Source organism: Azospirillum thiophilum (genome assembly GCF_001305595.1).
Lineage (GTDB): Bacteria > Pseudomonadota > Alphaproteobacteria > Azospirillales > Azospirillaceae > Azospirillum > Azospirillum thiophilum.
Genome location: NZ_CP012403.1, coordinates 350919 through 364959, shown reverse-complemented (window position 1 = coordinate 364959; position 14041 = coordinate 350919). Strand labels below are relative to the sequence as shown.

Below are 14041 nucleotides of genomic sequence, written 5' to 3'. Positions count from 1 at the left end.
GCGGGCGGGAGCCCGGGCCATGGCGGCGTTGCTTCGGGGCGGTTGCTTCGGGGCGTCGTTCAGTGGGCGTAGGCGGCCGGCGGCTCTGCGGTGGCGGCGACCGCTCCCTCCAGTTCCCGCAATTGCAGGCGGGTGAAGTCGCGGGCGCTGACGACGCCGACCAGATGGCCGTCCTCCAGCACCGGCAGATGGCGGATATGGTGCTGGTCCATCAGGTGCAGGGCGTGCTGCAGGCTGTCGGACGGGGCGCAGGTCACCGGCTGGCGGGTCATCAGCTGCGACACCGGCATCGACAGCAGCGGGGCGCCGCGCTCCAGCAGGGCATGGACGATGTCGCGCTCGGACAGCACGCCGGCCAGCGTGTTGCCTTCGGTGCGGCAGACGTCCTTGACGATCAGGGCGCTGATGTTTTCCGCCTTCATCAACCGGATGGCGTCCGCCACCGTCGCGCTCGTCCGCACCGCGACGACGCGGGAGTCCTTGGTGCGCAGGATATGTTCGACCTTCATGGCGTGTCTCCTGATCGGCTGGCAGCTGGATGGCTGGGATGGCGGAGCGCCCGGCGGGAGCCACGCTATAAATATGGTATACCAAATACAGTACGCCAATCAAACAATTTCTGCGGCCCTGTTCCCTGGTTCAGATCGTCATGGACCGCATCGGGCCGGGCGCTGTTGCTTTCCGCAGGGACTGACGCTCCACCTCCCAGGCAATCCAGGGTGGAGGAAATGATTGGAGTAGCGGTATGTTCGTTACGCATATATTTTCATGCCCGGCATGCGGCAGGCGCATATCGGGCATCTTGTACCTTGTATACCAAGAACCTTGATCTGCATGCTGCGCCGCGTCATAACAGGTCCGTCGGGCTGAAACCGACCAACCAATAAAGCACCCCACACCCCCGAGTCACCGGAGCGACGACCATGTTGGAAATGCTGATCCTGGCACTCGTGCTGTCCGTCTTCGGCGGCACCGTCCACCACATCCTGTCGATGCAGGTCGCCAATGCCGGCAAGGCGGCGCAGCGCGATTTCTCCTCCGCGCCGCTGCGCCTCGCCAACCCGTCGGAAACCGACCTGAAGGACCAGGAGGATGAGCTGCCGCCCGGCCCCGCCTGGGCCAGCTTCCCGCGCGCCTTCTGATCGCGCCGGTCCGGCCTCACGGTCGACCGCATCACGAAGAGACGGCCCCTGGAGGCCGTCTTTTTCGTTTGTGCGCCAGTCGTCGGAGCGGGCGTCGCCGGTCAGGCGAGCGGCAGCACCAGCTGGAAGCTTTTGATGGTCATCCGCTTGCGGTGATAGAAGCGGTGGGCTTCGCCGCGCTGGATGCCGGAGATGATCTCCATCTGGGCGCAGCCACGCTCGCGCGCCTCGCTGGCCAGCCAGTCGAACAGCTTGTCGCCCAGCCCGTAGGAGCGCTTGGCGGCGCTGGTCACCAGATCCTCGACATACATGTAGCGGCCGCGCGACAGCGTCTCGTGCACGCGGAAGCCGCCGCAGCCGGCGATCTCGCCGTCCAGCCGCAGCAGGGCGAGGTTGTAGCCGTCGTCCATCTGCCGCCTGATCTGCGCGCGGTAGGCGTCCGCATCGGTCATGTGGGTCCGCAGCTCCTTCATGACCGGGTAACTGGCGGCGATATCGGCATCGTCACGCGCCACGGCGATCTCGATGGTCTGCTGCTGGTCCATGGCGGTCGACTCCTTATCAATATGGGTTCTGCCGGGAAGGGCCTGGGCATCGGAGGGCCGTAGCCCCGCCTGCCTCCCCCTGTCTCCTGCGCTGGCATACCATATGCCAATGACGCGCCCGGCCAGAAGCGGCCCATCGGCGCTTTCCGCGTGCCGGAAATTCAAAGCACGGAATTGGCCCATTCCGCCGCCCGAATGCAGCCTGCGGAAACAGTTCGTCTTGTCCACTAATCGCTTGTCAGGCGTTCGGCATCTGGTATACCATATTGATAATTCCAGACCGAACCCAGGACCGCATCGGTCTGGCGGGGGGTGAAAAACCCGCCCCCGAAATCCGTGGAATGCCCCGGGGCCGCATCCCCGCCGCATGACCACCGACAGCACAACAGAACCGCATCACATCACCGAAGCATCAAAGAAAACGCTCAAGCATCAAAACAGAAGCGACGCCCGAATCGGCAGAGAACCGCTTCCTAGGAGGAGATAGAAGATGCAGCATATGAATTCGGGGACGCCGAGCGCACCGCTCGGCGGCCGCTGGATGCAGTTGGTCATCGGCGTCATCTGCATGTCGATGATCGCCAACCTGCAGTACGGCTGGACACTGTTCGTCAACCCCATCGAAGAGAAGTATCACTGGGGTCGCGCCGCCATTCAGGTCGCCTTCACCATCTTCGTCGTGACCGAAACCTGGCTGGTGCCGGTCGAAGGCTGGTTCGTCGACAAGTTCGGTCCCCGCATCGTCGTCCTGATCGGCGGCATCCTGTGCGCCCTGGCCTGGGTCATCAACTCGTTCGCCGACTCCCTGGCGCTGCTCTATCTCGGTGCCGCAGTCGGCGGCATCGGCGCCGGCGGCGTCTACGGCACCTGCGTCGGCAACGCGCTGAAATGGTTCCCCGACCGCCGCGGCCTCGCCGCCGGCCTGACCGCTGCCGGCTTCGGCGCCGGCTCTGCGCTGACCGTCGTGCCGATCGCCAACATGATCCAGACCTCCGGCTTCGAGCAGACCTTCCTGGTCTTCGGCCTGGGCCAGGGCCTGGTCGTCTTCGCGCTGGCCTGGTTCCTGAGGGAGCCGCATCCCGACCTGCTGCCGAAGACCAAGTCCAACATCGCGCAGAGCCGCCGCAGCTACACCCCGCAGGAGACGCTGAAGTCGCCGGTCTTCTGGGTGATGTACCTGATGTTCGTCATGGTCGCCGCCGGCGGTCTGATGGCCACCGCCCAGCTCGGCCCGATCGCCAAGGACTTCCACCTCGACGGCATGCCGGTCAGCATCATGGGCCTGACCCTGCCGGCGCTGACCTTCGCGCTCACCATCGACCGCGTGCTGAACGGCGTGACCCGTCCCTTCTTCGGCTGGGTGTCCGATCATATCGGCCGCGAGAACACCATGTTCATCGCCTTCGCCATCGAAGCCGTCGGCATCCTGGCGCTGAACCAGTGGGGCCATCATCCGGTCGCCTTCGTCATCCTGACCGGTCTGGTGTTCTTCGCCTGGGGCGAGATCTACAGCCTGTTCCCGTCCTGCTGCGCCGACAGCTTCGGGTCCAAGTTCGCGACGACCAACGCCGGCCTGCTCTACACCGCCAAGGGCACAGCCTCGCTGGTGGTTCCCTTCGCCAACGTGATCGTGGCGTCGACCGGCAGCTGGCAGACGGTGTTCTTCTTCGCCGCCGCGGTCAACGCCATCGCCGCCTTCATGGCCATCTTCGTCCTGAAGCCGATGCGGGCCCGGCAGATCGCCGAGGACAGGCAGCAGCCGGTCGGCAAGCTGGTGACCGAGGGCGCCGACTGACAGGACCGGAGTGTCCCGGTGAACCGGGGGGCGAACCGGGACGCTCCATGACCTTGCGGCCATGACCTTGCGGCCTTGCGGAAGGCCGCACTGAAAGTGGCGATCGTCCGATCGCCTGACGACGAAACAAACCGGCATCGGGACCGCTGCAAGGCCCCGCTGTCGGTTTGTTGCGTTTTGGGAGCGAAACCACCGGAACCGCATCGGAGGCGCCGTCTCCGCAGAGCCCGCTTCAAAGGCTGATATTCTGTATACAGAATACGAACCGGTCCGTCAACACGCATCGAAAGAGCCGGATCGAAAGGGCCGAAGCGAAAGGGCCGAAGCGAAAGGGCCGAAGCGAAAGGGCTGACCCTGTGCTTCCTTGCGAAGGGCGCATGATCCGGACGGGCACCCGGACGGCGCGCATTCTCAGCGGTCTCCCCACATTCCGCATTGACATACGGTATGTGGTATACCAAACTCCACGCACAGTTTGCGCGACAGACTGTTGGATGCCGCTGCAAAGCGACCGGGCCGCCGATGGATGCGGCCGGTTTGGACAGGCTGGCACCGTCCAGCCCCAGGGCATCCGAAAAGCGAAATCGGGGGAGAGGGGAATCCGGCATGAAGATCTGCATCTACGGATCCGGGGCCATCGGCGGGTATCTCGGCGTTCGCCTGCACCAGGCGGGGGCCGAGGTGAGCCTGTTGGCACGCGGCGCGCATCTGGCGGCGATGCGCGAAAACGGTGTCACCTTGCTGATGGGGGATGAGAAGACCGTCGTCCACCCCCGCTGTACCGACAACCCGGCCGAACTCGGCCCGCAGGATTACGTGATCGTCGCCCTGAAGGCCCACTCCGTCCCCGGCGTCGTCCCCGCGATGCAGCCGCTGCTGGGGGACGACACCGCCGTCGTCACCGCCGTGAACGGCATTCCCTATTGGTATTTCCATGGCACCGGCGGCGCCTTCGACGGGCGCACGCTGGAGACCGTCGATCCGGGCGCGGTGCAGTGGAACGGGCTCGGTCCCCGGCGCGCCATCGGCTGCGTCGTCTATCCCGCGACCGAGGTGGTCGAGCCCGGCGTCATCCAGCATGTCTATGGCGACAAATTCTCGCTGGGCGAGCCCGACGGCTCGACGTCGGAGCGTGTCGTCGCGCTGTCCAAGGCGATGGAGGCCGGCGGCCTGCGTGCGCCGGTGCTGGACCGCATCCGCGACGAGATCTGGCTGAAGCTGTGGGGCAACCTGTGCTTCAACCCGATCAGCGCGCTGACCCACGGCACGCTTGAGGTCATCTGCGGCGATGCCGAGACCCGTGCCGTCGCCAAGGCGATGATGCTGGAGGCCAAGGAGATCGGCGACCGGCTGGGCGTGCATTTCCGCGTCGACGTGGAACGCCGCATCAACGGCGCCGCCGCGGTGGGCGCGCACAAGACCTCCATGCTGCAGGATCTGGAGCGCGGCCGGCCGATGGAGATCGACCCGCTGCTGTCGGTCGTCCAGGAGATGGGCCGCATGGTGGGGGCGCCGACGCCGACCATCGACGTGGTGCTGGCCCTGGTCAAGCAGCGCGGCGAAACCGCCGGCTGCTACAGCCGGCCGCAATCCGCGCCGCAGCGGGCGCCGGAAGTGGCAGCCGCGCACTAGGCGACAGGCGGCCGGCATTGCGAAGGACGCTGCCGGCCGCCGTGACGCCGCATCGAATTGGGGGGAGGAGCGTCATGAAGGTCGAAGACATTCTCCGGAAGAAGGGCACGCGCATCGGCATGGTGCGCGTCAATGAAACCGTCGCCACCGCGCTGCGCCTGATGAAGGCGGAGAACACCGGGGCGCTGGTCGTCAAGGACGTCTGCCGTACCGAAGGCAACACGGTGGTCGGCGTCGTTTCCGAACGCGACGTGGTGCGTGCGCTGGTCGACCGCGGGGCGGCCATCCTCGAACAGCCGGTGTCGGCGCTGATGACGCGCGACCCCTATTGCTGCAGCCCGTCGGACCCGGTGCGCCATGTGCTGAGCCTGATGGATGAGCATGGCATCCGCCATGTCCCGGTCCTGGAAGGCGCGACCCTGGTCGGCGTCGTCAGCGTCCGCGACCTGATCCGCCGCCAGCTGGAGGAGATGACCGCCGCCGCGCCGGTGCCGGCGGCGGTCGCCGCCGCCGACAGCGCCGCCGCCGACAGCTGGGACTATCCGGTCGTCGCCAACCAGTGAGCGGCCGCCCGCCCAGTTGCCGATGGCAAGCGGGCAACCCTTGCCTGCCGCCGTGGGCTGTCTCGTGGCTGGCCTTTGAAAGCAATCGACATGAAGATCGCGATCCCCAGGGAGCGCCGCGCGGGCGAGCGCCGCGTCGCCGCGTCTCCCGAAACCGTCAAGAAACTCAAGGGCCTCGGACTGGACGTGGTGGTTGAGAGCGGGGCCGGGCTCGGCTCCAGCATCACCGACGCCGCGTTCGAGGCGGCGGGCGCCGCCATCGCCGCCGATGCCGCCTCGGCGCTCGCCGATGCCGACATCGTGCTGAAGGTGCAGCGGCCGCTCATCGCTGCCGAGGGCGGCGAGGACGAACTGGCGCTGGTCCGCAAAGGCGCGCTGCTGTTCGCCATCCTCAATCCCTACAACAGCCGCGACCATGTGAAGGCCTATGCCGATGCCGGCGTGAACGCCTTCGCCATGGAGTTCATGCCGCGCATCACCCGCGCCCAGGTCATGGACGTGCTGTCCTCCCAGGCCAACCTCGCCGGCTACAAGGCCGTCGTCGATGCGGCCAGCGAGTATGGCCGCGCCTTCCCGATGATGATGACCGCCGCCGGCACCGTGCCGCCGGCCCGCGCCTTCATCATGGGCGTCGGCGTCGCCGGGCTGCAGGCCATCGCCACCGCCAAGCGGCTCGGCGCCATCGTCTCGGCGACCGACGTGCGCCCGGCGGTGAAGGAGCAGGTGCAGTCGCTGGGCGGCAGCTTCGTCGCGGTCGAGAACGACGAGTTCAAACAGGCCGAGACCGCCGGCGGCTACGCCAAGGAGATGTCCGAAGACTACAAGCGCCAGCAGGCGGCCTTGGTCGCCGAGCATATCAGGAAGCAGGACATCGTCATCACCACGGCGCTGATCCCAGGCCGCAAGGCGCCGATCCTGGTGACGGCGGAGCATGTGGCGTCGATGAAACCGGGTTCGGTCCTGATCGATCTCGCGGTCGAGCAGGGCGGCAACGTCGAGGGGTCGACGCTGGGCGAGGTGGTGACCACGGCCAACGGCGTGAAGATCGTCGGCCATGCCAACTACGCCAGCCGCATCGCCGAGAGCGCGTCGCTGCTCTACGCCAAGAACCTGCTGGCGCTGCTGACCTCGCTGCATGCCAAGGAGACGGGTGTGGCCGTCAATTGGGACGACGAGATCGTCAAGGCCATCGCGCTGACCCGCGACGGCGCCATCGTGCATCCCGCCTTCGCGGCCGCCCGCGAAGCGCAACCCGCGTGAGGAGGCGGATCCCATGGAACACCCGGATCCCGCAAGCAGCATCGCCGCTTTTCGTCAAACCTTGGCATCGCTGACCGATCAGGTCGACGCGCTGGCCGTGCAGGTGGCGCAGCTGTCGCCGGTCGCCGACGTCGCCGGGGCTGCCGGCGGCCATGGCAGCTTCTTCGTCACCGGCCTGACCGTGCTCGTGCTGGCCTGCTTCGTCGGCTACTACGTCGTCTGGCGCGTCACCCCGGCCCTGCATTCGCCGCTGATGGCCGTCACCAACGCGGTGTCGTCGGTCATCATCGTCGGCGCCCTGGTCGCCGCCGGCCCGGCCGGCTTCGGCTTTTCCAAGGTCCTGGGCTTCCTCGCCGTCATCCTGGCGTCCGTCAACATCTTCGGCGGCTTCCTGGTGACCCAGCGCATGCTCTCCATGTTCAAGAAGAAGGGCAAGTAAGACCATGGAAACCTTGTCGGCCCTTCTCTATCTGGTCGCCTCGATCTGCTTCATCATGGCGCTGCGCGGGCTCTCCAGCCCGGAGACCTCGCGCCAGGGCAACATCTACGGCATGGTCGGCATGACCATCGCCATCCTGACCACGCTCGCCTCGCCCATCGTGCAGTCCTATTGGATGATCGTGCTCGGCATCGCCATCGGCGGCGGCATCGGCTATGTCGTCGCCAAGAAGATCGAGATGACGGCGCTGCCCCAGCTGGTCGCCGCCTTCCATTCGCTGGTCGGCCTCGCCGCGGTGTTCGTCGCTCTGGCCGCCTTCTATTCGCCGGAGGCCTACGGCATCGGCCTGCGCGGCGCCATCGCCAAGGGCTCGCTGATCGAGATGGCGCTCGGCACCGCGGTCGGCGCCATCACCTTCACCGGCTCCATCGTCGCCTTCGCCAAGCTCCAGGGGCTGGTCACCGGCAAGCCGCTGGTCTTCCCGATGCAGCATCCGCTGAACGCGGCGCTGGGCGTGCTGACCGTCATCCTGATCGGCTGGCTGGTGCAGTCGAACGCCGATGCGGCCATGTGGCTGATCGTGGCGGTTTCCCTGGCGCTGGGCTTCCTGCTGATCCTCCCCATCGGCGGGGCGGACATGCCGGTGGTCATCTCGATGCTGAACAGCTATTCGGGCTGGGCGGCCTGCGGCATCGGCTTCACGCTTCAGAACAACCTGCTGATCATCACCGGCGCGCTGGTGGGTTCTTCGGGTGCGATCCTGTCCTACATCATGTGCAAGGGCATGAACCGCTCGATCTTCAACGTCATCCTCGGCGGCTTCGGCGGCGAGGCGGCCGGGGCTGCCGCCGGGGCCGGCGCCGGTCCGCAAGGGTCGGTCAAGGCCGGCTCGGCCGAGGATGCCGCCTACATCATGAAGAACGCGCAATCGGTGATCGTGGTGCCCGGCTACGGCATGGCGGTGGCCCAGGCCCAGCATGCGCTGCGCGAGATGGCCGATGCGCTGAAGCATGAGGGCGTCGACGTGAAATACGCCATCCATCCGGTGGCGGGCCGCATGCCCGGCCACATGAACGTGCTGCTGGCCGAGGCCAACGTCCCCTATGACGAGGTGTTCGAACTGGAGGATATCAACCGCGACTTCGGCACGGCGGACGTCGCCTTCGTCATCGGCGCCAATGACGTGACCAACCCGGCGGCCAAGACCGACCCGTCGAGCGCCATCTACGGCATGCCGATCCTCGACGTGGAGAGGGCCAAGACGGTGTTCTTCATCAAGCGCGGCATGGCGGCGGGCTATGCCGGCGTCGAGAACGAGCTGTTCTTCCGGCCCAACACCATGATGCTGTTCGGCGACGCCAAGAAGGTCACCGAAGAGGTCGTCAAGGCGATGGACGCGTAGCGAAGGCTTTGACGGAAAAAGCGCGCTGCTCCGATGGGGCGGCGCGCTTTTTTGTTTTTGGGAAGGTGTCGGCTTCGAATGCCCCCTCCCTAACCCTCCCCCGCTCACGCGGGAGAGGGGATAGGCGCTTGATTGGAAAGGCGGCGGCAGTCCCTCCCCTGCGAAGCGGGGGAGGTTAGGAGGGGGCAACCGCGGCTGGCGCTATCCCACAACCAAATCGTCCAGCCGGAACCCGGCGATCCTGTAGATCTCCTCCAGCGCCCGGCCGAACTCCACATCGGGCTCGTTGGCCACGCGCTCGCGCATCGCCGCCAGGATCTCCTGCTTGCTGCTGAAGCGGACCGCCATGATGAAGGGAAAGCCGAAGCGCTCGCGATAGGCCCGGTTCAGGTCGCGCTGCTCCTGCGCCTCCGCGTCGGTCAACCCGTCGAGCCCGGCCTTCGCCTGTTCGGTCTGCGAGAAGGCGGTGAGGGTGGCCGGGCGGCTGGCACGGTCGGCAAGGTCGGGGTGGGAGAGGATCAGGGCGCGCTGCCGCTCCGTTCCCGCATCGCGCACGATGCCGGTCATCGCGGCGCGCAATGCTGTGGCATCGGCGAAGGGTCGCCGCTCCCAGGCGGCTTCCGCCACCCAGGGGCTTTCCTCGAACACCGCACCCAGCGCCGCGACGAAGGCGGCACGGTCCATGCGGTTCAAATCGTCCAGACTGTAGGGCATCTGCGCTCTCACTTCGCGGCGTAGGGGTGTTCGGCGATCCAGTGGCGGGCGATGTCGAGCCGGGTCGCCACCCATGCCTTGTCATGGCCCTGCACGTAATCGAGGAAGCGGGCGAGCGCCGCGGCGCGGCCGGGACGGCCGACCAGACGGCAATGCAGCCCGATCGACATCATCTTCGGCGCCGTCTCACCCTCGGCATAGAGCGTGTCGAAGCTGTCCTTCAGATAGGCGAAGAACTGGTCGCCGCTGTTGAAGCCCTGGTTGGTGGCGAAGCGCATGTCGTTGGCGTCGAGCGTGTAGGGCACGATCAGCTGCGGCCGGCCATGGCTGTCGTCCCAATAGGGCAGGTCGTCGGCGTAGGAATCGGCGTTGTAGACGAAGCCGCCCTCCTCCGCGACCAGCCGCCAGGTGTTGGGGCTGCAGCGGCCGAGATACCAGCCGAGCGGGCGTTCCCCGGTGACCCGGGTATGAACCTCGATGGCGCGCAGCATGTGCTCGCGTTCGACCTCGGCCGGCAGATGCTGATAGTCGATCCAGCGCCAGCCATGGGTCGCGATCTCCCACCCGGCGGCCTTCATCGCGGCGACGATTTCCGGGTTGCGCTCCAGCGCCATGGCGACGCCGTAGACGGTGACCGGCAGCCTGCGTTCGGTGAACAGGCGATGCAGCCGCCAGAAGCCGGCGCGCGAGCCGTATTCGTAGATCGACTCCATGTTCATGTGGCGGGCGCCGGGGATCGGCTGGGCGCCGACGATCTCCGACAGGAAGGCCTCCGACGCGGCATCGCCATGGAGGACGCAATTCTCGCCGCCCTCCTCGTAATTGATGACGAACTGCACCGCGACGCGGGCGCCTCCCGGCCAGTTGGCCTGTGGCGGTGTGGCGCCATAGCCGATCATGTCGCGGGGATATGCGGTGTCGGTCATCGTCGTCTCGCCCTTTTGCGCTGCGGTCGAAGCGGATCCTACGCTAAGCCATTGGCGGCAGGGGCTTCAATCGGCCGATTGGGCGCAGGGCTGAAGACAGTTTCCGGATTTCGGTGGGTGGGCAGAAGTGGGTGGTTGGGCTTAAGGTTGCGGTTCGAAGATGAGTTGCTGCGCGTGCCCCCTCCCCATCCCTCCCCCTCTTCGAGGGAGAGGGGGTTGGACGCTTGTCGGCGTGGCCGTAGCGACAGACGGCGGCAGTTCCCTCTCCCGCGGAGCGGGGGAGGGTTAGGGAGGGGGCACCCGCCGCGACCACCCGAAATCAAGGAGACCGCACACCCATGGGCCGCCTGACCACCCACGTCCTCGACATCGCCGCCGGGCGCCCGGCGCCGGGCCTGCGCATCCGCCTGACCAGCCTCGACAGCGGCGCGGTTCTGGGCGAGTTCACCACCAACGCCGACGGCCGGCTCGACGCCCCGGCGCTCCAGGGCGACGCCTTCCAGCCCGGCCGCTACGAGCTGCTGTTCATGGCCGGCGAGTATTTCCGCCGCACCGGGACCATCTCCGGCGACGGCCCCGACTTCATCGACGAGGTGCCGCTGCGCTTCGGCGTCAAGGACGCCTCCCAGCATTACCATGTGCCGCTGCTGGTCTCGCCCTGGGCCTATTCGACCTATCGCGGCAGCTGACCTCTCCTCCCTTCGCGCCGCTTTCCAGTCTGTGGAAAAGGCAACCCGTTGATTTGCCGAAGCCGCCGTCCACGCGCTTAGCTGTCCTCACGAACAATCGCGTTTGGTGAGGAGTCGAGCGATGGCGAGAATGACGGCGGCGGAAGCGGCGGTGCGGGTGCTGGAGCGGGAGGGCATCGACGTCTGCTTCGGCGTCCCCGGCGCCGCGATCAACCCCTTCTACGCGGCGATGCAACGGCGCGGCACGATGCGCCATGTGCTGGCCCGCCATGTCGAGGGCGCCTCGCACATGGCCGAAGGCTACACCAGGGCTAAGGCCGGCAACATCGGCGTGTGCATCGGCACCTCCGGCCCGGCCGGCACCGACATGATCACCGGCCTCTATTCGGCGATCGCCGATTCCATCCCGATCCTGTGCATCACCGGCCAGGCGCCGCGCGCCCGCCTGCACAAGGAGGATTTCCAGGCGATCAATATCGCCGACATAGCCAGGCCGGTCGCCAAATGGGCAGTCACCGTGCTGGAGCCGGCCCAGGTGCCCTACGTCTTCCAGCAGGCCTTCCACCTGATGCGGTCGGGGCGGCCCGGCCCGGTGCTGATCGACCTGCCGATCGACGTCCAGATGGCCGAGATCGAGTTCGACGACGAGGTGTATGAGCCGTTGCCCGCCTACAAGCCGGCAGCCACCCGCCAGCAGGTCGAGAAGGCGCTGGCGATGTTCGCGGCGGCGGAGCGGCCGCTGGTGGTGGCCGGCGGCGGCATCGTCAACGCCGACGCCTCCGACAAGCTGGTGGAGTTCGCCGAACTGCTGGGCGTGCCGGTGATCCCGACCCTGATGGGCTGGGGCACCATCCCCGACGACCATCCGCTGATGGCCGGCATGGTCGGCTTGCAGACCGCCCACCGCTACGGCAACGCCACCATGCTGAAGTCCGACTTCGTGCTCGGCATCGGCAACCGCTGGGCCAACCGCCACACCGGGTCGGTCGAGGTCTACACCAAGGGCCGCAAGTTCGTGCATGTCGACATCGAGCCGACCCAGATCGGCCGCGTCTTCATGCCCGACCTCGGCATCGTGTCGGATGCCGGCGCCGCGCTCGAACTGTTCATCGAGGTGGCGCGCGAGTGGAAGGCGGAAGGGCGCTTCAAGGATCTGGGCGGCTGGGTCAAGGACTGCCAGGGCCGCAAGCGGTCGATGCACCGCCGCAGCGACTTCGACCAGGTGCCGATGAAGCCGCAGCGCGTCTATCAGGAGATGAACAGCGCCTTCGGCCAGGACACCACCTACGTCACCACCATCGGCCTGTCGCAGATCGCCGGTGCGCAGTTCCTGCACGTCTACAAGCCGCGCCACTGGATCAACTGCGGTCAGGCCGGCCCGCTGGGCTGGACCCTGCCGGCGGCGCTCGGCGTCCGCGTCGCCGATCCCAAGCGGCGCATCGTCGCGCTGTCCGGCGACTACGACTTCCAGTTCATGATCGAGGAGCTGGCGGTCGGCGCCCAGCACAAGCTGCCCTACATCCATGTGCTGGTGAACAACGCCTATCTCGGCCTGATCCGGCAGGCGCAGCGCGCCTTCCAGATGGATTTCCAGGTCCAGCTGTCCTTCGAGAACATCAATGCGCCGGAGATCGGCGTCTATGGCGTCGACCATGTCGCGGTGGCGCAGGGGCTGGGCTGCAAGGCGATCCGCGTCACCGAGCCCGACCGCATCCAGGACGCCTTCGCCCAGGCCCAGGCCTGGATGGACGAGTATCAGGTGCCGGTCGTCGTCGAGCTGGTGCTGGAGCGGGTGACCAACATCGCCATGGGCGCCGACATCGACAACGTCACCGAGTTCGAGGAGACGCTGGACCTGCCGGTCGAGGAGAGCGAGACCGTCCTGGTCTGACGATCCGGTCTTCGGACGGAAAAGGCGCGCCCGGCGGCGCGCCTTTCCTGTTTTCAGGCGAACGCGAAGCAGCCGGTCCCGCCGCCGCCGCCGCCGCTGTTCAGCGGATAGCCGATCGCCGCCAAGCCTTCCGTCGAAAAGACCTCGGCCGGGTCGATGCTGTTCAGCGTCACCGAGGTCGGGACGCCGTAGATGTCGGCGTCGAAATTCACCGGGCCTTCGCGGAAGCGACCAAACCTGGCGCTTGCCTGTCCGCCCTCCACCGGAATGAAGGTCGCCTCGTCATCCAGGTTCAGGTCGCCGATCAACTGGCCGGCCGGGTCGTCCAGATAGATTTGGGCCCTGAGCCAGAGCTCCTGACCGTTCGCCGGGTCGGTCGTGGTGCCGGGGGCGATGACGGCGAGGAAATCCTCCGGCGTGCGGGGCGGCTCCGGATCATCCACGAACTCGCGATAGAGGGTGCCGTCGCCGACCACCAGTGTCGTCCCGTCGGTGGGCAGGACGGTGGCCTGGACGACATGCTCGATCTCGGTGTCACCGACCTGGGCCGACAGCAGGAACTGGTTGGGCTGGTCGTCGAAATAACGGCGGTAGGTGGTGCCGTCGGTGGAGATCACCGGCTCGTCGAACGTCATGGCGAGCGTGATGCGGAACGGGTCGCCGACCTGCACCTCCTCGTCCAGGAATGGGGCCGGGAAGTCGACGACGCCCTGGACGTCGACGACGTACAGCCCCTCATAGGCATCGCCACCGCCACCGCCACCGCCACCGCCACCGCCACCGCCACCGCCACCGCCTCCTTCTCCGCCTCCATGTCCACCCCCGCCTCCGGTGCCGTGATGACCGTGCCCCCGGCCATAACGGTCTTCATGGCCATGGCCATTCCCGCGGTGGCCGAATCGATCCTGTCCGAACATGCTGCCCTCCCGTTTGAACGTCTTCATTGTCCAAGGCCACGGGCTGCGCGACCTTTCGTTGATCATAGCGCCGGGGCGGGCCGGCAGCCGGGCGGGCATCCGTACATATCTCCGGCCGGATCGCCG

The 14041-nt window shown here is 67.0% G+C and carries 14 protein-coding genes; 9 read left to right on the top strand and 5 right to left on the bottom strand.

Going from position 1 to position 14041, the window contains the following annotated elements:
• Positions 1–59 precede the first annotated feature (59 nt).
• Positions 60–509 (bottom strand): CBS domain-containing protein, encoded by a 450-nt coding sequence (locus tag AL072_RS20860; protein ID WP_045584149.1) that lies wholly within the window; start codon positions 507–509, stop codon positions 60–62.
• Between the two features lie 414 nt (positions 510–923).
• Between AL072_RS20860 and AL072_RS20855 the strand changes: the two genes are divergently transcribed.
• Positions 924–1142, top strand: a complete 219-nt coding sequence (locus tag AL072_RS20855) for a hypothetical protein (RefSeq protein WP_045584148.1) — start codon at positions 924–926, stop codon at positions 1140–1142.
• A gap of 101 nt (positions 1143–1243) precedes the next feature.
• Here the strand turns inward: AL072_RS20855 and AL072_RS20850 are convergent, their stop codons facing one another.
• On the bottom strand, positions 1244–1687 hold the full coding sequence (locus tag AL072_RS20850) for a GNAT family N-acetyltransferase (RefSeq protein WP_052710227.1): 444 nt from the start codon (positions 1685–1687) through the stop codon (positions 1244–1246).
• 490 nt (positions 1688–2177) lie between these two features.
• On the opposite strand from AL072_RS20850, the gene oxlT reads away from it, so the two are divergent.
• From oxlT to AL072_RS20820, 6 genes are all read left to right on the top strand, one after another.
• Positions 2178–3482, top strand: a complete 1305-nt coding sequence (gene oxlT / locus AL072_RS20845; RefSeq protein ID WP_045584147.1) for an oxalate/formate MFS antiporter — start codon at positions 2178–2180, stop codon at positions 3480–3482.
• Between the two features lie 606 nt (positions 3483–4088).
• Complete coding sequence (locus AL072_RS20840) at positions 4089–5114, top strand: 2-dehydropantoate 2-reductase (RefSeq protein ID WP_045584146.1); 1026 nt, start codon at positions 4089–4091, stop codon at positions 5112–5114.
• Between the two features lie 74 nt (positions 5115–5188).
• Positions 5189–5677: a CBS domain-containing protein gene (locus AL072_RS20835; protein WP_045584145.1), complete on the top strand. Its 489-nt coding sequence runs from the start codon at positions 5189–5191 to the stop codon at positions 5675–5677.
• 90 nt (positions 5678–5767) lie between these two features.
• Positions 5768–6937: a Re/Si-specific NAD(P)(+) transhydrogenase subunit alpha gene (locus AL072_RS20830; protein WP_045584144.1), complete on the top strand. Its 1170-nt coding sequence runs from the start codon at positions 5768–5770 to the stop codon at positions 6935–6937.
• A 13-nt stretch (positions 6938–6950) separates the two neighbouring features.
• Positions 6951–7376 carry an NAD(P) transhydrogenase subunit alpha part 2 gene (locus AL072_RS20825; RefSeq protein WP_045584143.1) on the top strand — a complete coding sequence of 142 codons (426 nt, stop codon included), beginning with the start codon at positions 6951–6953 and terminating at the stop codon, positions 7374–7376.
• 4 nt (positions 7377–7380) lie between these two features.
• A complete protein-coding gene (locus AL072_RS20820) occupies positions 7381–8778 on the top strand; it encodes an NAD(P)(+) transhydrogenase (Re/Si-specific) subunit beta (RefSeq protein WP_045584142.1) in 1398 nt (465 codons plus the stop codon).
• Between the two features lie 201 nt (positions 8779–8979).
• Here AL072_RS20820 and uraD read toward each other — a convergent pair whose 3' ends face one another.
• Positions 8980–9492, bottom strand: a complete 513-nt coding sequence (gene uraD, locus AL072_RS20815) for a 2-oxo-4-hydroxy-4-carboxy-5-ureidoimidazoline decarboxylase (protein WP_045584141.1) — start codon at positions 9490–9492, stop codon at positions 8980–8982.
• Between the two features lie 8 nt (positions 9493–9500).
• Positions 9501–10418, bottom strand: a complete 918-nt coding sequence (puuE, locus tag AL072_RS20810) for an allantoinase PuuE (RefSeq protein ID WP_045584140.1) — start codon at positions 10416–10418, stop codon at positions 9501–9503.
• 338 nt (positions 10419–10756) lie between these two features.
• Here puuE and uraH point away from each other — a divergent pair, with 338 nt between their 5' ends.
• Positions 10757–11107, top strand: coding sequence for a hydroxyisourate hydrolase (gene uraH / locus AL072_RS20805; RefSeq protein ID WP_045584139.1), 351 nt, complete (start codon positions 10757–10759; stop codon positions 11105–11107).
• 121 nt (positions 11108–11228) lie between these two features.
• Positions 11229–12998: a glyoxylate carboligase gene (gene gcl / locus AL072_RS20800; RefSeq protein WP_045584138.1), complete on the top strand. Its 1770-nt coding sequence runs from the start codon at positions 11229–11231 to the stop codon at positions 12996–12998.
• A 53-nt stretch (positions 12999–13051) separates the two neighbouring features.
• Here the strand turns inward: gcl and AL072_RS20795 are convergent, their stop codons facing one another.
• Positions 13052–13915 carry a hypothetical protein gene (locus AL072_RS20795; RefSeq protein ID WP_162492061.1) on the bottom strand — a complete coding sequence of 288 codons (864 nt, stop codon included), beginning with the start codon at positions 13913–13915 and terminating at the stop codon, positions 13052–13054.
• Between the last annotated feature and the right edge of the window lie 126 nt (positions 13916–14041).